Origin of the sequence: Caballeronia pedi (assembly GCF_001544915.2) — a bacterium.
In the GTDB taxonomy this organism is placed as follows: Bacteria; Pseudomonadota; Gammaproteobacteria; order Burkholderiales; family Burkholderiaceae; genus Caballeronia; species Caballeronia pedi.
Genome location: NZ_FCOE02000059.1, coordinates 17,437 through 34,814, shown reverse-complemented (window position 1 = coordinate 34,814; position 17,378 = coordinate 17,437). Strand labels below are relative to the sequence as shown.

The 17,378-nt window shown below is 63.0% G+C and carries 20 protein-coding genes and 1 tRNA gene; 8 read left to right on the top strand and 13 right to left on the bottom strand.

Annotated elements, in window-relative coordinates:
• Both AWB80_RS44220 and AWB80_RS39660 read left to right on the top strand, forming a co-directional pair.
• Positions 1–313, top strand: a 313-nt coding sequence (locus AWB80_RS44220; RefSeq protein ID WP_208635761.1) for a hypothetical protein, incomplete at its 5' end; no start/stop codon positions are given.
• Between the two features lie 60 nt (positions 314–373).
• Entirely contained in the window at positions 374–970 is a 597-nt protein-coding gene (locus AWB80_RS39660) for a tail assembly protein (RefSeq protein ID WP_061180071.1), read from the top strand.
• 278 nt (positions 971–1,248) lie between these two features.
• On the opposite strand, the gene AWB80_RS39655 is transcribed toward AWB80_RS39660, so the two are convergent.
• Positions 1,249–1,788 carry a DUF4145 domain-containing protein gene (locus AWB80_RS39655; protein ID WP_244207013.1) on the bottom strand — a complete coding sequence of 180 codons (540 nt, stop codon included), beginning with the start codon at positions 1,786–1,788 and terminating at the stop codon, positions 1,249–1,251.
• A 638-nt stretch (positions 1,789–2,426) separates the two neighbouring features.
• Here AWB80_RS39655 and AWB80_RS39650 point away from each other — a divergent pair.
• Positions 2,427–2,879, top strand: a complete 453-nt coding sequence (locus AWB80_RS39650; protein ID WP_244207012.1) for a hypothetical protein — start codon at positions 2,427–2,429, stop codon at positions 2,877–2,879.
• A gap of 12 nt (positions 2,880–2,891) precedes the next feature.
• Here AWB80_RS39650 and AWB80_RS44215 read toward each other — a convergent pair whose 3' ends face one another.
• Positions 2,892–3,062, bottom strand: a complete 171-nt coding sequence (locus AWB80_RS44215) for a hypothetical protein (protein ID WP_160147521.1) — start codon at positions 3,060–3,062, stop codon at positions 2,892–2,894.
• Between the two features lie 81 nt (positions 3,063–3,143).
• On the bottom strand, positions 3,144–3,302 hold the full coding sequence (locus tag AWB80_RS44540; RefSeq protein ID WP_167390505.1) for a hypothetical protein: 159 nt from the start codon (positions 3,300–3,302) through the stop codon (positions 3,144–3,146).
• A 130-nt stretch (positions 3,303–3,432) separates the two neighbouring features.
• On the opposite strand from AWB80_RS44540, the gene AWB80_RS39645 reads away from it, so the two are divergent.
• Together AWB80_RS39645 and AWB80_RS39640 are read left to right on the top strand one after the other, a co-directional pair.
• The gene (locus AWB80_RS39645) at positions 3,433–3,912 is read left to right on the top strand and encodes an energy transducer TonB family protein (protein ID WP_061180077.1); all 480 of its coding nucleotides are present in this window, start codon (positions 3,433–3,435) and stop codon (positions 3,910–3,912) included.
• A 305-nt stretch (positions 3,913–4,217) separates the two neighbouring features.
• Positions 4,218–5,522, top strand: coding sequence for an MFS transporter (locus tag AWB80_RS39640; protein ID WP_061180070.1), 1,305 nt, complete (start codon positions 4,218–4,220; stop codon positions 5,520–5,522).
• Positions 5,523–5,525: 3 nt separating this feature from the next.
• On the opposite strand, the gene AWB80_RS39635 is transcribed toward AWB80_RS39640, so the two are convergent.
• Positions 5,526–6,713, bottom strand: a complete 1,188-nt coding sequence (locus tag AWB80_RS39635; RefSeq protein WP_061180076.1) for an OpgC domain-containing protein — start codon at positions 6,711–6,713, stop codon at positions 5,526–5,528.
• 259 nt (positions 6,714–6,972) lie between these two features.
• Between AWB80_RS39635 and AWB80_RS39630 the strand changes: the two genes are divergently transcribed.
• The gene (locus AWB80_RS39630) at positions 6,973–7,152 is read left to right on the top strand and encodes a hypothetical protein (RefSeq protein WP_061180069.1); all 180 of its coding nucleotides are present in this window, start codon (positions 6,973–6,975) and stop codon (positions 7,150–7,152) included.
• 397 nt (positions 7,153–7,549) lie between these two features.
• Here AWB80_RS39630 and minE read toward each other — a convergent pair whose 3' ends face one another.
• The 5 genes from minE to map form a co-directional block, all read right to left on the bottom strand.
• Positions 7,550–7,804 carry a cell division topological specificity factor MinE gene (gene minE / locus AWB80_RS39625; RefSeq protein WP_016344622.1) on the bottom strand — a complete coding sequence of 85 codons (255 nt, stop codon included), beginning with the start codon at positions 7,802–7,804 and terminating at the stop codon, positions 7,550–7,552.
• 9 nt (positions 7,805–7,813) lie between these two features.
• Positions 7,814–8,629, bottom strand: coding sequence for a septum site-determining protein MinD (minD, locus tag AWB80_RS39620; protein ID WP_061180068.1), 816 nt, complete (start codon positions 8,627–8,629; stop codon positions 7,814–7,816).
• Between the two features lie 87 nt (positions 8,630–8,716).
• Positions 8,717–9,502, bottom strand: a complete 786-nt coding sequence (gene minC, locus AWB80_RS39615; protein WP_061180067.1) for a septum site-determining protein MinC — start codon at positions 9,500–9,502, stop codon at positions 8,717–8,719.
• A 134-nt stretch (positions 9,503–9,636) separates the two neighbouring features.
• On the bottom strand, positions 9,637–10,161 hold the full coding sequence (locus AWB80_RS39610; RefSeq protein WP_087131982.1) for a GNAT family N-acetyltransferase: 525 nt from the start codon (positions 10,159–10,161) through the stop codon (positions 9,637–9,639).
• A 170-nt stretch (positions 10,162–10,331) separates the two neighbouring features.
• Positions 10,332–11,114, bottom strand: coding sequence for a type I methionyl aminopeptidase (gene map, locus AWB80_RS39605; RefSeq protein ID WP_061180065.1), 783 nt, complete (start codon positions 11,112–11,114; stop codon positions 10,332–10,334).
• Between the two features lie 258 nt (positions 11,115–11,372).
• Between map and AWB80_RS39600 the strand changes: the two genes are divergently transcribed.
• Positions 11,373–11,723, top strand: a complete 351-nt coding sequence (locus AWB80_RS39600) for a hypothetical protein (protein WP_061180064.1) — start codon at positions 11,373–11,375, stop codon at positions 11,721–11,723.
• 91 nt (positions 11,724–11,814) lie between these two features.
• Here AWB80_RS39600 and AWB80_RS39595 read toward each other — a convergent pair.
• The 3 genes from AWB80_RS39595 to AWB80_RS39585 form a co-directional block, all read right to left on the bottom strand.
• Positions 11,815–11,905 (bottom strand) — tRNA-Ser (locus AWB80_RS39595).
• A 101-nt stretch (positions 11,906–12,006) separates the two neighbouring features.
• Positions 12,007–13,305 carry a serine--tRNA ligase gene (serS, locus tag AWB80_RS39590; protein WP_061180063.1) on the bottom strand — a complete coding sequence of 433 codons (1,299 nt, stop codon included), beginning with the start codon at positions 13,303–13,305 and terminating at the stop codon, positions 12,007–12,009.
• 129 nt (positions 13,306–13,434) lie between these two features.
• The gene (locus tag AWB80_RS39585) at positions 13,435–14,751 is read right to left on the bottom strand and encodes a replication-associated recombination protein A (protein ID WP_061180062.1); all 1,317 of its coding nucleotides are present in this window, start codon (positions 14,749–14,751) and stop codon (positions 13,435–13,437) included.
• Between the two features lie 180 nt (positions 14,752–14,931).
• Here AWB80_RS39585 and cytX point away from each other — a divergent pair, with 180 nt between their 5' ends.
• The gene (gene cytX, locus AWB80_RS39580) at positions 14,932–16,260 is read left to right on the top strand and encodes a putative hydroxymethylpyrimidine transporter CytX (protein ID WP_061180061.1); all 1,329 of its coding nucleotides are present in this window, start codon (positions 14,932–14,934) and stop codon (positions 16,258–16,260) included.
• Between the two features lies 1 nt (position 16,261).
• On the opposite strand, the gene speB is transcribed toward cytX, so the two are convergent.
• Positions 16,262–17,278, bottom strand: a complete 1,017-nt coding sequence (speB, locus tag AWB80_RS39575; protein ID WP_061180060.1) for an agmatinase — start codon at positions 17,276–17,278, stop codon at positions 16,262–16,264.
• Between the last annotated feature and the right edge of the window lie 100 nt (positions 17,279–17,378).

Here is a 17,378-nt window from a genome sequence, read left to right as displayed (position 1 = left end):
CCAAGGTGAGTTTAAGGCCGCGCCCGGCGAACTCGCACACTACGTCTTGGCGCATGAGTTGCAGGAGGTTGTCCCTTTAGCGGTAACAGGCGAAAAGGACGCGTTGGGCGATTGGTACGTCATCTACCGCGATGGCCACGATCCGGCGGACGTGAAGCCGGAAGACGTCGTGTCGATTGAGCAGGAGATCGTGCCGCAGGCGGTCGATTATTCAAAGCTCGTGCCACTGCTTGGCGCTGCGCTGCAAGAAGCGCACGCACTCTTACAGGACGCACGCGACCGAATCGCGTCGCTCGAGTCGAAAGCGCGGTGAGCATTCAGCCGACCCGCCAATCTAGGGAGCGGCTTTTTCAGTTCAACAGGAGAAGCAAAAATGCAAACAGAAAACCTGCGCACCATCCGCCTCTATGGTGTGCTCGGAGCGAAGTTCGGACGCACGCACCGGATCGCCGTCTCGTCGACGCGGGAGGCGCTCAGCGCGCTGAGCGTGCTGCAACCGGGTTTCAAGAAGTTTCTGCTCAACGCACAAGACAACGGACTGACATTCGCTGTGTTCAATGGCAAGCAAAATCTGAATGAAGATCAGCTGTGGCATCCAGTCGGGAGGGAGGACATCCGCATCGCGCCCGTTCTGATCGGCAGCAAATCTAGCGGCCTCTTCCAGACTATCCTCGGTGCAGCGATCCTTGCTGTCGCCGTTTGGAACCCTGCGTTTCTCGCGCTTTCTCCCGCAGTCCATGCCGGGCTGCTCGGCCTCGGCGCGTCGATGGCGCTCGGCGGCGTGGTGCAGATGTTGAGCCCGCAGACGAGCGGGCTTGCAAGCAACAGCGGTGACAACGGCACGTCGTACTACTTCAACGGCCCGGTGAACAGCGTCGCGCAAGGCGATTGCGTGCCGATCGTCTATGGCCGCATGCGCGTCGGATCAAAGCGCGTGAGCGCTGGCATCTACGCAGAGGATCAAACGTGAAGCGGCGGCGCAAGCGGGAGCACGAGACGGCCGCACGGCGGGCTACGCAGGTGCTTGATCCTGTTACCTTTTGAGGGAGGGGTATGGTCAAACTTCGCCGCATTGGCCGGAGCTAGACCGCCCGGTTCCTCATCCGTAGAAAAAATCCCCCTCCAGCGATTTTGTTAAAGCGCTTTAACAACTGTTAAACCGTCTCTCGGCCTTACCGGACGTCGCATGCCTGGCATCTTGATGGTTAGCAGGTGCCTGGCAGATGTTAAAACCGACGCGGTGTCGGTTTATTTCATTGGCGGCTTCCCGGCCGCTTGCAGCTTTTCATTGAGCGCAGCTCGCTTCTGGCGAGCTTTCTCCGGCTGCACATAGAAAAAATCGAAAAGCTCTTCCAGCACGTCAAGGTTCCATTCAGCCTCTTGCGGTTCGACCGGAAGTATCTCGCCAGTATTGGTGTCTTTCATTGGATGCGCGGCGAAGTTCCCGATGTTTCGAATGGCGTCGACGTTATCTGCGATAGCCAGTGGTAGTTGCTTCGATTCAAGCAAGGCTTGGATGGCTGGCGCCAAATCTTTATGCGCGAAGCCGTTCTCGCGAAGAATCGACTGCAAGCAACGACGACTCAATGCCGCGGATGCTTTTGCGCTATCAACTAACACCGCGCAGGCTTCGTGATAGTCCTGAGCGATGCTAGATGGAACCTCAGGAGAAGCCGCCTGGCGTGGCGTCGCTTTCGGGAAAACCAGCCGGGGAGCATGCTCCGTGTAGCCGTTCTTATCGGTACCTCGAAGATAGATGATGGCTTGGTTGCAGGCCGGGCATTCCATGCTCTGTGTGTGCCAAAAGAACCTTCCGATTGGCGCGACACCTTTTCCTGGGGTCGTTATCGGGCCCTCAGCGAAGGACTCGTGGACTTCAACAGCACAATGCGGGCACTTCATGGCTTACTCTCATCTGATTTTTCGAGGCCGTAGGGTCCCGTAAACCCGTGTCGTTTTCAAGAGCCTCTGGCAATGGTGACTTTTGGTGGGCGGGATGGTGGATGGATCGCTCGAAACGCCCAAAACGCCATATCTGTAGGCGCTGTTGGGCGGACACCGCCTCCGCCAGAATCGAACAAAAAGCCACGTAGGTTCAGAGACTTACGTGGCTTTGTCGTTTCTGGCTCAATCAGCTCATCCAGGCTCGCGCAAGGATGCTCACGGATTCGCACAGCACACGCGGCTGATTCGCTTGAACGCAGCAAATTCGCGTATGCGCGAGCGTGTGCCCGACAAAGGCTGCCCACTGTCTCACTTCGATATCCTGACAAATACGGCAAGCTCTTACCTGCGATAACACTCCACTCCAAAATTCGGACAATACGCGTATGCAAGGCTTCGAGAGCCAGTTATCGTCCCCCCTGCCTCTTTCCCGAGTTTCCCCATTCTCGCGTGAAAGATGCCTTCAATGGGTAAGGTTGGACTTGGGCCTCGCAGCGAGCGAGGCCATTTTTTTGTCCATCGCCCGATTCCGTCGCGCCTCCAAGAAAATCGATGTGAACACAATGGCCATCACGCCATCTAACGGCCTCATCGATAACAAACGCGGAGAATCGCCCATGAAGTCAGGCCGCATCCTGCCCATCCTCGTCGGCTGCATCGCTGCCGCAAGCCTGTCGGCGCATGCCCAGTCGCAGCCCAACGCGCAATGGCGCTCGACCGAGGCGACCCTCTTCGACCTGATTCAGAACGGATATGGAATCGTCGCGGTGACGAGCGTCACCGCGCGCAGCACAGGCCTGCCCGAAGACACCTATGTGCTTCAGAAAACCAATAGCGTCTATCGGTGTGTGGAAACGCGTGCAGCCGATACCGGCACGGTCCGGGCGACCGCGCCGATACGCTGCGCCGAACTCGTCAAACCCTATATCGACTGAAATCGACTGACTTCAGTTGTCATCGGATCTCACGGGCGGGCGTACGTGCGGAACCGGCTCCGCTCGCGCCGCGTCCTGCTTCGGCGCGGCGCGTTTCGATTCGTTCTTCGAATGCGCGGCGGAAGCCGGTTGCTGTTGCCGCGCGGGCGCGCCCGACGGCGCTGCATGTGACTTGCGTGACATGGCGTTCTCCCGAAAATAGACGGGGACATCCCCTCATTACCTTAGCACTGCCGCGTCCGTGCCGCACGCGGGCGGAGCGACTCAGCCGACCGGCGTCTCGCCCTCGCCCGTCTCCTTGCCCGGTCTGTCGTTGGGCCCTTGCTTGCGGTTTTCGTCGTCGCGTTCGGGCAGTTTGCTTTTCTCGTTGTCGCTATGCTCGACGGGCTGTTCGCCTTCCGGTTGATTCGTCTCGTTGCTCATGGCTCCCTCCATCGGTGTTTTCGGATGAAAGGATCGTGAGCAAGTGCCGCGCCCGAGCGCACACTTTCAACGCTTCGAGGCCTTTGCAACGACTATCATTAAAGTAACGCCATCTTCGTCGATGCCTGCGATGTTCGCGTCACGTTTCTGCTCCATGCTCGTTGCGACCGTCGGCGCGCTCGCGATGAACGCCTGCACGATCACGCCGCCGCCGAGCGTCGTGGCCGCGCGCGCCGCCGCGCCCGCCGTCGCCGGTCCGACGCTCGACGAATACAAGACGCACATCGCCCAACGCATCTTCGAGCGCAATCCGTCGCTCGTGCTCAAAGGCACGCCGCAGGCCATGCTGCGCTCGTTCGTGCTCGTCTCGTTCACGGTGGACCGTGGCGGGCGGCTCGTCGAATCGTCGGTGTATCGCACCAATGGCGACGACGAAGCCGAAGCCACCGCGCTCGCCTCGCTGCGCCGCGCATCGCCGCTACCCGCGCCGCCCGCGAAGCTCCTGAACGGCAAGGGTCAACTGGAGCTTTTCGAAGGCTGGATGTTCAACGACAACGGCCAGTTCCAACTGCAAACATCGCACTCGCCGCAAGCCACGACCATCGATTGATTGGCGCGCGCCCGGCACGCTCGTTATAATTTTCAACACCCCTGCCGGACCCACTTCCGGCACGGCCTTCGCCCCGCGCCCATCCCGCGCGTCGCGCGAGAGGCCTCGTGCGCAGCCACTGCGCCGCGACATCGCGCACTACTCGCACGCGCCGTCGATTTCTGGCATGCCTGCCATCGCATCGCAATCCCTACAAAAAGCTGACGCGCGCCGAGCGGCCACATCGCTCATCGATTCGATCGCCCTTGCCCCGGCGATGCGCGCGACAATGCTTCGCACCAAAGCAACACGACAACGGAGACCCTATGTCCTCATCCTCGCTTTCCGCCGCCAAGCCCGGCGACGGATCTCAAAGCGCGTCTCGCGTGATTTTCGCGAGCTTCATCGGCACCGCGATCGAGTTCTACGACTTCTATGTCTACGCGACCGCCGCCGCGCTCGTCATCGGTCCGGTGTTCTTTCCGCACGACTCGCCCGCCGCGCAGGCGCTTTCCGCGTTCGTCACGTTCGGCATCGCGTTCTTCGCACGGCCGATCGGCTCGTTTCTGTTCGGCCACTTCGGCGACCGCATCGGCCGCAAGTCGACGCTCGTCGCCTCGCTGCTGGTGATGGGCGTCTCGACGACGCTCATCGGCTTCGTGCCGGGCTACGACTCGATCGGCAGCCTCGCGCCGATCCTGCTGTGCGTGCTGCGCTTCGGGCAAGGCATCGGGCTCGGCGGCGAATGGGGCGGCGCGGCGCTGCTCGCGACCGAATACGCGCCGCCGGGCAAGCGCGGTCTGTTCGGCATGTTTCCGCAGCTCGGGCCGTCGATCGGCTTCCTCGCGTCGAACGGTCTCTTCTTCGGTCTCGCGCTGTCGCTCTCGGACGAGCAGTTCCGTAGCTGGGGCTGGCGCGTGCCGTTCCTCGTGAGCGCGGTGCTCGTCGCGCTCGGCCTCTATGTGCGTCTGAAGATCGCGGAGACGCCGGCGTTCCGCGCGGCCGTCGAACGGCACGAACGCGTGAAGGTGCCGATCGCGACGCTGCTCGGCAGCCATCTCGTGCCGACGCTGCTCGGCGCGTTCGCGATGGTCGTCTGCTACACGCTCTTCTACATCTCGACGGTCTTCTCGCTGTCCTACGGCGTCGCCAAGCTGCATTTCGCGCGCGAGACGTTCCTAGGCCTTCTGTGCTTCGCGGTGCTGTTCATGGCGATCGCCACGCCGATCTCAGCGATCGCGAGCGACCGCTTCGGCCGCAAGCCGGTGCTGATGGTCGGCTGCCTGCTCGCAATCCTCTCCGGCTTCGCGATGGCCCCGCTCCTCGGCAGCGGCGACACGATCCAGGTCGCGCTGTTCCTCACCATCGAACTGTTTCTGATGGGCGTCACGTTCGCACCGATGGGCGCGCTGCTGCCCGAGCTTTTCCCGACCAACGTGCGCTACACGGGCGCGGGCGTCGCGTACAACCTCGGCGGGATTCTGGGCGCGTCGGTGGCGCCGTATATCGCGCAGCTGCTTGCGAATCGCGGCGGGCTGACGTGGGTGGGCGGCTATGTGTCGGCGGCGGCGGCGGTGAGCCTGATCGCCGTGCTGTGCATGCGCGAGACGCGCAACATCACGCTGGAGTAAGTCTCAGCGCTCGCGCCGGCTGCCGGCATGCACCGGCACCGGCCGTCCTTCGATGACGGGCAGCCGCGGCGGCGTCTGCCGCTCGACGCCCTTCGCGCGCGCTGCTTTGGTGGCCTTGCGGTTGGCCCAGAAGCGCGCGAGCCCCAGCAGGCTCACGATAGCGATGCCATCCGCGATGAGCCCCAGAATCCAGTGCGACGGATAGCGGCCGAGGCCGAGCACGCCCATCGCGCGCAGCGCCGAATCGAGCACCAGCGAGACGCACGTTCCCGCGATGAAGCAAACGAGCCCCTGCTGCCCGATCGTCACGATGCCCGGCAGCTTGCGCGCGAGCTGGCCGACCCATCCCGCATGAACGCCGCGCGCGACGACCCAGGCGATCGCCGCGAAGCTGACGATGCGCAATGTCGCGAGGTTCTGCTTCATGTATCCGGGCGGCGCCTGAGTTTCGAGGAAAAGCTTGTAGAACGCGAACGTGAGCGCCACGCCGATGGCGCCCGCAGTCAGCCAGCGCGCGATCCTGCCCGCGTGGAATTCGCCGCTGATCGGCTGGACGCGCGCCAGTATGCCGGTCATGAACATCAGCTGCCAGGCAAACGGATTGAACGACCACGCCTCGCCGTACGTCCCCGGCAGGAAGCGCAGGAGCGGCATGGCGGCGAGCCAAACGAGCAGGCTGCCGAACATCGCGACGACAGGCTTCTTCTGCGCGAGCGGCACGATCACCGGCACGGCGAGCGCGAACACGGAATACATCGGCAGTACGGCGGACAGATACGGCTGCTGACGCAGCAACGCGATATCGACGGTGAGTCCAAACGGCCGCTCGAGGAAGTTCGGCCATTCGGTGTACTGGACCATCGGCGTGTCGACCTTCAGGGCCATCAGCAGCGCGCCGCCGATCAGCATCAGAAATGCCGTGAACAGGTACGCGCGATAGATTTCCCAACTGCGTTTGAAAAAGCGTCGGCGGGCGGCTGAATCGCTACGGCGAGTCGCAAGCGCCGTAAAAGCCGCCGCCGACGCATAACCTCCGAGAAAGACGAATACCTCAGCGGAATCGCAGAATGCGTATTGATGCAGCGTAAAGCGCGAAAGCACACTTCCCGTTATATGGTCGACCGCGATAATGAGCAGCACGATTCCTCGAAAGAAATCGACTTCGAGAGAACGTGTCGTCGGGGAAGTCATTGGCGAATGCTCCGCGAGCCTGCGGTTCGGCGCGCTGCCGGGCTGGCTCGCGCACATACGGGGTTTGTACCTAGTCTAGAAAGAAAATTCCGTGAATCAACGAGTATTTAAATTAACACCCGATGGCAGTCGGCAAGCTGGCGGCAAAATGACTTTTTTGTCCGCTTTCCAGTAAATATGCCACTGCCTATACTCGAAACAAGTTCGACAAAAACACCACCGCGCGGAAAGTAATGCCGCGAATGGAAAGGAGGCGGCCATGCGCATTTATCTGGAGAGTTCGCATCTTGTCGCGATCGTGGCCATCGCGCTTGTGACGGCGTTGCTCCTCGCCGTGAAATTCCGTCCCGCGACGTGGCGCGGCGTGCTGTTCGAAGCGGTCATCGCGAATGTCGGCGCGATCCTGGCGGTGCTCGCGTTCGAAGTGCTGACCGCCTGAGACGGCCACCCGGCGTCACACAGCGAACCTACAAAGAAATTTCAAAGTGGTTGAACTTTTTCTGGAACGGACACTCTGAGCAGGTAATGCGGTTCGTGCGGCTGGTGGTCATTGCTGAGCGAATTGCTCTCTTCTCCTCTCCGTTCCTGCTTCTGGCGGGAGCGTTTCTTGGGCGCCCGGCGAAAGCCTCGCGCCTGTTCTTTTTTCTGGCCCCCACAACTGTCCTTGCCGACGCATCGATTTCGATGAAAGCGGCGCCCGCACGTCGCCCGAAACACGCGCGCAAACGATAGCGCGCAAAAGAAAAAAGCCAGAATCACCCGATTCTGGCTTTCGCATTTTCCTCGCGGCACGCGCCCGGCCTGACCGGACGCGACGCCGCCCGCTGACGCTTCTGTTACGCCTGCGGAATCTCGATCTTCACTTCAAGCACTTCGAGGTCGTCCTGACGTTCGAGGCTGACTCGAATATCGTCATCGGAAATCTTCACGTACTTCGAAATCACGGCAACGAGTTCCCGTTGCAACGCCGGCAGATAATCGGCGGCGGCTCTGCCACCCGCGCGCTCGTGCGCAATGATCAACTGCAAGCGTTCCTTCGCGACCGAAGCGGACTTTTTTTTCTCGCCCAGCAAAAACGAAAGAATCGACATTGCGTCCCCTTACTTGGTGCCGAAGATGCGTTGCAGCAGACCTGGCTTCTGATAATCGGTGAAGCGCAGCGCCTTTTCTTCTCCGAGGAAGCGCGACACTACGTCCTTGTACGATTCGGCGACATCCGTGCCGTCCAGATGCACCGCCGGCAAACCCTGATTCGATGCATGCAGCACCGCTTCCGATTCCGGAATCACGCCGATCAAATCGATGCGCAGGATTTCCTGGATGTCCGAGAGCGACAGCATCTCGCCCTCGCTCACCCGCTTCGGGTTGTAGCGCGTGATGAGCAGATGCTCCTTCACCGGCTCCTTGCCTTCGACCGCGCGCTTGGTCTTCGACGACAGAATGCCGAGAATGCGATCCGAGTCGCGCACGGACGACACTTCAGGATTGGTCACGATGAGCGCTTCGTCGGCGAAGTGCATCGCCATCAACGCGCCGGATTCGATACCCGCCGGCGAATCGCAGATGATGTACTCGAAGTCCATCTTGATCAGCTCGTTGATAACCGTCTCGACGCCTTCGAGCGTGAGCGCATCTTTATCGCGCGTCTGCGAGGCCGGCAGGATGAAGAGGTTCTCGCACTTCTTGTCCTTGATGAGCGCCTGATGCAGGTTCGCTTCGCCCTGAATGACGTTGATGAGGTCGTACACCACACGGCGTTCGCAACCCATGATGAGGTCGAGATTGCGCAGACCGACGTCGAAGTCGATCACGGCCGTCTTGTGGCCGCGCAATGCGAGCGCCGATGCGAAGCTCGCGCTGGTGGTCGTCTTGCCGACGCCGCCCTTCCCCGAAGTCACCACAATGATTTTTGCCATACAAGTACCTTGTGTTCGTCAATAGGTCCGCTCGCGTTGCTGTCGAGCACGCGCCGGGGGCATCGGGCGCGCGAGTCGATTCACCCGTCAGGTCAGCCGCAGCGGTTCGATCATGAGCTTTTCGTCGTTCAGCCAGATCTGCACCGGTTTGCTCAGCACGTCGGCTGGCAGCGGGTTCTCGGTTGTCCGATAGATACCCGCGATGGAGATGAGTTCCGGCTCGAGACAGGTGCAGAAGATCCGCGCGTCGAGATTGCCGTGCACGCCCGCGAGCGCGCGGCCACGCAACGGCGCATAGATATGGATATTGCCTTCCGCGATCACCTCGGCCCCATACGACACGAGACCGAGCACGATGAGATCGCCTTTCGCATAGACCTGCTGGCCCGAACGCAGCGGCCGGTCGATGATGGTCGCGGGCGCGGGCAGCGCCGCGGGCGCGGGCTCCTTCGCGACGGCCGCTTCGATCACGGCGGCGGCTTCCGTGTTCGGCTTCGCTTCGTCGACGGAAGGCTTCGGCGCGCCGCGCCGGTCGCGCGCTTCGAGAACCGGCAGGCCGCCTTCGTTCGCCCATTGGATCGCCCACGTCTGCGCGGGCAGCGCGACAATGCCGATCGGCCGCATGCGCACGCTCTTCAGCAAGGTCTCGAGTTCCGCGAGCGACACGCGCTCGCCTTCACCGCCCTTCGCGGAATCAGCGAGACGGCGCACGTCGATGGCGACGACATCGCCCGCGAAGAATTCGGGAGTCGCTTCGAAGCGCCGCGTGAGTTCGGTACGCAGGGCGTCGAGGTCGGGAGTCTTGACGACGAAGAGAAGCGTGTCGACGGAGCCGCTGCGCAGTTCAAAAAAGGGCGTTTTGTTGAGCGACATAGGAACGGCCAAAAATTTTGCGTATTTTACAGGCGTTGTCGCACACGGCCATAATTTTTAGGACCGATTTCGGCGATCGGAAACGAGCAACGTGTGCGCGCGGGAAGCGAGGACTGAGTTCGAAGTAACGCGCGTCAGGCGTGATGTTCGGCGTGCATGTGGCGCACGAAGAGCGACTCGGCTTCCTGCTCGTGCGAAGGCATCGCGCGGCGATCGCCGGTAGGGCCGAAATGAAGGCGCTCATAGAAGCGCATCGCGGTGCGGTTTTCCTCGGAGATCCACGCATGCACTTCGGCGGCGCCCTGCTCCGCGAGCCATTGCGACGCGACGTTCACGAGCAGCTCGCCGCCGCGCAAATGACGCACCGCCGGCGCGACCCACAGCGCGCTGACAAACGCGCGCGCGTTCGGCGCCTCTTCGATGTACGCGTGCACGAGACCGCAGGGATGACCTTCCGTGTAGAGCAGAAACGTCGCGAGCCGGGGAGAATTCGCGTGCAGCTCGGCGGTTGCGTCGAATGACGACGGCTCGACGAGCAGCGCATCTTCCAGCGTCTCGCCGAATGCATACGGCGCCTCGCGCAGCGATGCCGTGCGAAGCTCGCGCAGCACGGAACCTTGTTGCGCGGCGATGCGGCTGACGGTCAATGAGGGACTCATGCGGGCTATTTCTCTCTGGCTTTCAGGCTCATGCGCGTGCGGCTCTGTCGGCCGGTCCGGCGCGTGGACCACTCATATAGCTTCAACCGAACGGGCGAACCCGTCAATTCCTAAATCCGGGAAAGTGCTTTACAGCGCACACGCGGCAGCCCGAAGCGGCGCATGCGCGCTCATGGCACCGCATAGCTGCCCGTGCCGTCCGGCCACGGCGTCAGCAACTCGAAGCCTTCGTCGGTGACGGCGACCATGTGTTCCCATTGCGCGGAGAGCGAGCGGTCCTTGGTCGTCACGGTCCAGCCGTCGCGCGACTGCTGCGTGGACGCGCGGCCCGCGTTGATCATCGGCTCGATGGTGAAGACGAGGCCGGGCTTCAGACGCAGGCCCGCGCCGCGCTGGCCGTAGTGCAGCACTTGCGGGTCTTCGTGATACACGCGGCCGATGCCGTGGCCGCAGTACTCGCGCACCACCGAGAAGCCTTCGCGGTGCGCGACGCTCTGAATCGCTGCGCCGACATCGCCGAGCGTCGCGCCCGGGCGCACTTCGCGGATGCCCGCGATCATCGCTTCGTAGGTCGTTTCGGTGAGGCGGCGTGCTTCGGCGCTCGGCGTGCCGGCGTAATACATGCGGCTCGTGTCGCCGTAGTAGCCGTCCTTGATGATCGCGACATCGATGTTGATGATGTCGCCGTCCTTCAATTCCTTCGGCCCGGGAATGCCGTGGCACACGACATGATTCACCGAGGTGCAGATCGTCTTCGGAAAACCCATGTAGCCGACGTTGGCGGGAATGGCCTTCAGTTCGTCGACGATGAAGCGATTGCAGATGGCGTCGAGTTCATCCGTGGTGACGCCCGGACGGACGTGTTCGGCGATCATCGCGAGGACTTGGGCGGCCATGCGGCCGGAGATGCGCAACTTTTCGATGTCGGCGGGTGTCTTGAGCGTGATGGCCATTGAGCAATGCGAATGGGTTCGTGCCGGATGCGTGCTGTCCGTGCATGCGCTTTCGCCGGTGTTTCAGCTAGGCCGCGCGCGAGGACAATGGGGCCGATGATAGCACTCCCGAGCGGCGTCACCGCTTGGAGAGCCGCTTGGGCGCTGCATTTCGACGCTTCGTGTGCGCTCTGTCGAACGCGCAGCGAAGGTCGCTCGCCCTTGTGATGAAAGCGTGTTTGTGTTTTAGTGGCGCGAATTCGAACTTGCCGGAGCGCTATGACCTTGCATCGATTTGCCTTGATTTCCGCAGGACTTTCCGGCGTCGCCGCCCTCGCCGCCTGCAGTTCGACGAGCGAGCCCGAGTTGCGTGCGTCGAAGCCCGTGATTCATGTTTCGTCGGCGCGGCCCGCGTCGGATATATCGAGTTGTCTGCAACGCATGCTTCCGTCCGCGCAGACGAGGCGCGCTCAAGGGACGACCGAGTTGCTGGTCGGATCGAACGCGTGGCTCGTGACGCTCACGCCTTCGGCGTATGGATCGATCGTGAAGGTGCAGCAGTCGTCGAGCGACGATGGCGGCGTGCCGGAGCCGGAACTGCGCTTCGATATTGCGCGTTGTACGACTTGAAGACGTGGCTTCGCTTCATCGAAGCGGAGCCTCGAACGGCAGCCCAAAAGCAAAACCCCGCAGTCTTACGACATGCGGGGTTTCAGTATTTTGGCGGAGAGGGTGGGATTCGAACCCACGGTACGGGAAAACCGTACGCCTGATTTCGAGTCAGGTACATTCGACCACTCTGCCACCTCTCCGTCTACCCTTTCGGGTCTTCGTGAACTGGTCGTTGCTCAACGAAGAACGAAAGTATATCGAACCCTTTCGTGCTTTCCAAGCCCCTTTTTGAAAATAAACGTCACACTGCTGCGGAAACTTCGATTCTTTCCACTCCTCGCATATACGGACGCAGCACGGCCGGAATCGTCACCGAACCGTCCGCGTTCTGGAAGTTCTCCAGCACCGCGACGAGCGTGCGTCCGACCGCCAGACCCGAGCCGTTCAGCGTATGCACGAATTCCGGCTTGCCCTGCGCATTGCGGAACCGCGCCTGCATGCGACGCGCCTGGAACGCCTCGGTATTCGAGCAGCTCGAAATCTCGCGATACGTGTTCTGCGCCGGCAGCCACACTTCGAGATCGAACGTCTTCGCCGCCGAAAAGCCCATGTCGCCCGTGCACAGCGTGATCACGCGATACGGCAGTTCCAGCTTCTGCAGAATCGTCTCCGCTTGCCCGACCATCTCGTCGAGCGCGGCGTAGGAATGTTCCGGCGACACGACCTGCACCATCTCGACCTTGTCGAACTGATGCTGGCGGATCAGGCCACGCGTATCGCGCCCGTACGAGCCCGCTTCCGAGCGGAAGCACGGCGAATGCGCGGTGAGCTTCACCGGCAGCGCGCTGGCTTCGAGGATGCTGTCGCGCACCGTATTCGTGAGCGAAATCTCCGAGGTCGAAATGAGGTACTGCGTGACGGTGTTCTCGTCGCCGCCCTTCTCGACGCGGAACATGTCGTCGGCGAACTTGGGCAACTGGCCCGTGCCAAAGAGAATCTCCGGATTCACGATGTACGGCGTGTACGCCTCGGTATAGCCGTGCTGCTCCGTGTGCGTGTCGATCATGAACTGCGCGAGCGCGCGATGCAGCCGCGCGATCTGTCCGCGCAGCAGCGTGAAACGCGCGCCCGAGAGCTTCGCGCCGGTTTCGAAATCGAGACCGAGCGGCGCGCCGACATCGACGTGATCGCGGACTTCGAAGTCGAACGCGCGCGGCGTGCCCCAGCGCCGCACTTCGACGTTCTGCGTCTCGTCGTTGCCGACCGGCACGCTTTCGTGCGGCAGGTTCGGCACCGTCAGCATCAGATCGGAAAGACGCTTCTGCACGTCGTCCAGCTTCGCCGCCGATTCCTTCATCGTGTCGCCGATGCCGCCCACTTCCGCCATCACCGCCGAGGTGTCCTCGCCGCGCCCCTTCATCGCGCCAATCTGTTTCGACAGGCTGTTGCGGCGCGCCTGCAGTTCTTCAGTGCGGGTCTGGATCTCGCGGCGCTCGGCTTCGAGCGCGGCGAAGGCGGCGACATCGAGCGTGTAGCCTCGATCGGCGAGGCGCTTCGCGACGCCGTCCAGGTCTTTGCGGAGGGTTTGGATGTCGAGCATGGCGGGGGGCTGCTTTGTTAAGTAATCGGAAACGCCGATTTTAGCGCACGGTCATTGCGCGCCGTACGCATTCAGTGACGCGCCTGGCGAAACGCAGTTTGCCCGCGCGCGAAACGAACGGCGCGGAGTTCACCGCTTCTTCTCGTCGCGATGTTCGCGCCGCCACGCTTCGTCGAGTTCGGCGAGGCGCGCGAGCTTGTCGCCGATCTTGCCTTCGAGCCCGCGCGGCGTAGGCTGATACCAGTGCGGGTCGCGCATGCCGTCGGGCAGATAGGTTTCGCCGGCCGCGTAGGCGTCGGGCTCGTCGTGCGCGTAGCGGTATTCGTGACCGTAGCCGAGTTCTTTCATCAGTTTGGTCGGCGCGTTGCGCAGATGCACCGGCACGCCGCGCGACTGATCCTTGCCGACGAAGCGCCGCGCCTCGTTGTAGGCGTTGTACCCGGCGTTCGATTTCGGCGCGACGGCCAGATAAATGAGCGCCTGCGCGAGCGCCAGTTCGCCTTCCGGCGTGCCGAGCCGCTCGTAGGTTTCGGCCGCGTCGAGCGCGATGCGCCCGGCGCGCGGATCGGCGAGACCGATATCCTCCCACGCCATGCGCACGATGCGCCGCGCCATGTAGCGCGGGTCCGCGCCGCCGTCGAGCATGCGGCAGAACCAGTAGAGCGCGGCGTCCGGATTGCTGCCGCGCACCGATTTATGCAGCGCGCTGATCTGATCGTAGAACGCGTCGCCGCCCTTGTCGAAACGGCGCAGATTTTCCGCGAGGGCACTGCCGAGCAGCGCGCCGTCGATTTCCGTCTGCTTTTGCTGCGCCGCCGCGCGCGCGACGATCTCAAGGTTGTTCAGCAGCTTGCGGCCGTCGCCGTCGGCGGAGCCGATCAGCGCGTCGCGGGCTTCGTCGGTGAAGGTGAGGCCGCCGAGTTCCTTCGACGCGCGATCGAGCAGTTCCTTCAGCTCGTCGGCATCGAGACTCTTCAGCACGTACACCGCCGCGCGCGACAGCAACGCGCTGTTCACCTCGAACGACGGATTCTCCGTGGTCGCGCCGACGAACACGAACAGGCCCGATTCCACATGCGGCAAGAACGCGTCCTGCTGACTCTTGTTGAAGCGATGCACTTCGTCGACGAACACGAGCGTCTGATGCCCGTTCGCGCGATGGATCTGCGCGGTTTCCACCGCCTCGCGGATATCCTTGACGCCGGAAAGCACCGCCGACAGCGAGATGAACTGCGCGTGAAACGCATCGGCCATGAGACGCGCGAGCGTGGTCTTGCCGACGCCGGGCGGGCCCCAGAGAATCATCGAATGCGCTTCGCCCGATTCGAACGCGACGCGCAGCGGCTTGGCTTTGCCGAGCAGATGCTTCTGGCCGATCACGTCGTCGATGGTGCGGGGGCGCAGGCGCTCCGCGAGCGGAACGGTGCCACGATTTTCTTCGAACATGTGCTGTGCGATGCAGGTTGACGCAGTTGGGTGGATCGCGGCGATAATCTCGCGCTTCCCGAAAAGCGCGGCGCGGCCGCAGAATCGGGTCATTATGACAGCCTGAGCCCGGACAGCTTTTGCATCACGCGGGCCACGCTTCGGTTGAATCACGCTTCGAAAATATAAGGACGCAATCCGATGGGGCAAGAACACGCCACGAACGCCGCAGCGCACGGCGAAACGTCGACCTACGCGCCGCTCACGCCCGTGCCGCCCGAGCGGCGCGCCTTCGGCACGAGCGACGCCTTCGCACTGTGGTTCTCGCTCGGCATCGGCCTTCTGGTCGCGCAGGCGGGCGCGCTGCTCGTGCCGGGACTGTCGCTGCCGCACGCGCTCGCGGCCATCGTCATCGGCACGGTGATCGGCGTCGTGCTGCTCGCGCTCGCGGGCGTGATCGGCACGGATACGGGGCTAGCGGCGATGTCGTCGCTGCGGCCGACGCTCGGCGTGCGCGGCGCGTCGGTGCCGGCGGTGCTCAACGCGATCCAGCTCGTCGGCTGGGGCTCGTTCGAAATCATCGTGATGCGCGATTCCGCCGATGCGCTCTCGAAGCAGTCCTTCCACTTCTCGATGCCGCTCGTCTGGACGCTGATCTTCGGCGCGCTGGCGACGCTGCTCGCGATCAGCGGCCCGCTCTCGTTCGTGCGGCGCTTTCTGCGCACGTGGGGCGTGTGGCTCCTGCTCGGCGGCGCGGGCTGGCTCACCTGGAATCTGCTGGCCAAACAGGACATTGGCGCGCTGATGTCGCGCGCCGGCACGGGCGAGATGGCGTTCGGCGCGGGCATCGATCTGGTCGTCGCGATGCCGCTCTCGTGGCTGCCGCTGATCGCCGATTACACGCGCTTCGGCAAGAGCGCGGGCGGCACGTTTCGCGGCACGCTGCTCGGCTACGGCATCGCGAACGTGTGGTTCTATGCGCTCGGCGCGATCTACGGACTCGCGGCGGGCGGCGGCGATACGCTCCTCACGACCGCGCTCGCGCAGGCTGGCGGCGGCCTCGCGCTATTTCTGATTCTCATCGACGAAACCGACAACGCCTTCGCCGATATCCACTCGGCGGCCGTATCGACGGGCACGTTCTGGGCGCGCGCCAGCGTGCCGTTGCTCTCGTGCACGTTCGGCGCACTGTGCACGCTCGTCGCGCTCGCCGTCGAGATGGGCAAGTATCAGAACTTCCTGCTGCTGATCGGCTCGGTGTTCGCGCCGCTCTTCGGCGTCGTGCTGGCGGATCACTTCATCGTGCGCAAGCGCCGCATCGACGCCGCCGCGCTCGGCGCTGCCGACGGGCGCTACGGCTATTCGGGCGGCTGGCACGTGAGCGCGTTCATTGCGTGGGGCATCGGGATCGCGGCGTATCACGCGATCAATCAATGGCTGCCGAATCTCGGCGCGACGCTGCCCGCGCTCGCGCTCGGCGCGGTGTGCTATCTGCTGCTCGTGTCGGGCAGACGTCGCGCTTACGCGTGATCTACTTCGCCGCCCGGTACTCGACGCCCGGCAGCACGCACAACAGCTCGAACGCGAGGTTCGCGCCGAGCAGCGCCGTCGTGCCGAACGGATCGTAGGGCGGCGCGACTTCCACCAGATCCGCGCCAACGATGTTCAGCCCGCGCGCCCCGCGCACGATTTCCAGCGCCTGCGGCACCGTCAATCCGGCGATTTCCGGCGTGCCTGTGCCGGGCGCGAACGCCGGATCGATGCCGTCGATATCGAACGTGATGTAGACGGGGCCGTCGCCCATTTGCGCGCGCACTTCGTCCATCAGCGGCGCGAGCGACTTGTTCCAGCATTCCTCCGTCTGCACGACGCGAAAGCCCTGCTCGCGGCACCAGTCGAAATCGCCGGCTTCGTAGCCCGTGCCGCGCAGGCCGATCTGCACGACGCGCGAACAATCGAGCAAGCCCTCTTCCACCGCGCGACGGAACGGCGTGCCGTGCGCGATCTTCTCGCCGAACATGGTGTCGTTGACGTCCGCGTGGGCGTCGATGTGAATCAGCCCGACCTTGCCGTGCTTCGCGTGAATCGCCCGCAGGATCGGCAGCGCGATGGTGTGATCGCCGCCGAGCGTGAGCGGCTTGCAATCGTGCTTCAGTATTTCGCGATACGCGCGCTCGATGCGGTCGATCGAATCGAGCAGGTTGTACGGATTGATCGCGACATCGCCGATATCCGCGACGCGCAGCGAATCGAACGGCGCGGCGCGCGTCGCCATGTTGTAGGGGCGCAGCAGCACGGATTCGCTGCGTACCTGGCGCGGACCGAAACGCGCGCCGGTGCGGTTGGACGTGCCGAGATCGAACGGCACGCCGACGAAACACGCATCCAGCCCCGAAGCGGACTGCACGTGCGGCAGGCGCATCATCGTCGTGATGCCGCCGCAGCGCGGCATCTGGTTGCCCGACAGCGGCTGCGGGCGCTCGGCGCGCTGTTCGAGAAAATGCGAATCGAAGTGTTCGACGGGCGCGAAAAGTGAGGATGTATTCATGGCGTCGGATGTGTGCGGGTTGTCGTCCCGACATTAATAGCCGCTTTTACACGAGGATGAAATCGCGCTGAAAATAACTTAACATCGATATTTATCGATG

Excerpts from the sequence above, each read along its gene's own strand:
- AWB80_RS39660 (WP_061180071.1), top strand. The coding sequence starts at position 374 with ATGCAAACAGAAAACCTGCGCACCATCCGCCTCTATGGTGTGCTCGGA.
- AWB80_RS39655 (WP_244207013.1), bottom strand. The coding sequence starts at position 1,788 with ATGGAATGCCCGGCCTGCAACCAAGCCATCATCTATCTTCGAGGTACC.
- AWB80_RS44215 (WP_160147521.1), bottom strand. The coding sequence starts at position 3,062 with ATGTCACGCAAGTCACATGCAGCGCCGTCGGGCGCGCCCGCGCGGCAA.
- AWB80_RS44540 (WP_167390505.1), bottom strand. The coding sequence starts at position 3,302 with ATGAGCAACGAGACGAATCAACCGGAAGGCGAACAGCCCGTCGAGCAT.
- AWB80_RS39645 (WP_061180077.1), top strand. The coding sequence starts at position 3,433 with ATGTTCGCGTCACGTTTCTGCTCCATGCTCGTTGCGACCGTCGGCGCG.
- AWB80_RS39640 (WP_061180070.1), top strand. The coding sequence starts at position 4,218 with ATGTCCTCATCCTCGCTTTCCGCCGCCAAGCCCGGCGACGGATCTCAA.
- AWB80_RS39635 (WP_061180076.1), bottom strand. The coding sequence starts at position 6,713 with ATGACTTCCCCGACGACACGTTCTCTCGAAGTCGATTTCTTTCGAGGA.
- AWB80_RS39630 (WP_061180069.1), top strand. The coding sequence starts at position 6,973 with ATGCGCATTTATCTGGAGAGTTCGCATCTTGTCGCGATCGTGGCCATC.
- minE (WP_016344622.1), bottom strand. The coding sequence starts at position 7,804 with ATGTCGATTCTTTCGTTTTTGCTGGGCGAGAAAAAAAAGTCCGCTTCG.
- minD (WP_061180068.1), bottom strand. The coding sequence starts at position 8,629 with ATGGCAAAAATCATTGTGGTGACTTCGGGGAAGGGCGGCGTCGGCAAG.
- minC (WP_061180067.1), bottom strand. The coding sequence starts at position 9,502 with ATGTCGCTCAACAAAACGCCCTTTTTTGAACTGCGCAGCGGCTCCGTC.
- AWB80_RS39610 (WP_087131982.1), bottom strand. The coding sequence starts at position 10,161 with ATGAGTCCCTCATTGACCGTCAGCCGCATCGCCGCGCAACAAGGTTCC.
- map (WP_061180065.1), bottom strand. The coding sequence starts at position 11,114 with ATGGCCATCACGCTCAAGACACCCGCCGACATCGAAAAGTTGCGCATC.
- AWB80_RS39600 (WP_061180064.1), top strand. The coding sequence starts at position 11,373 with ATGACCTTGCATCGATTTGCCTTGATTTCCGCAGGACTTTCCGGCGTC.
- serS (WP_061180063.1), bottom strand. The coding sequence starts at position 13,305 with ATGCTCGACATCCAAACCCTCCGCAAAGACCTGGACGGCGTCGCGAAG.
- AWB80_RS39585 (WP_061180062.1), bottom strand. The coding sequence starts at position 14,751 with ATGTTCGAAGAAAATCGTGGCACCGTTCCGCTCGCGGAGCGCCTGCGC.
- cytX (WP_061180061.1), top strand. The coding sequence starts at position 14,932 with ATGGGGCAAGAACACGCCACGAACGCCGCAGCGCACGGCGAAACGTCG.
- speB (WP_061180060.1), bottom strand. The coding sequence starts at position 17,278 with ATGAATACATCCTCACTTTTCGCGCCCGTCGAACACTTCGATTCGCAT.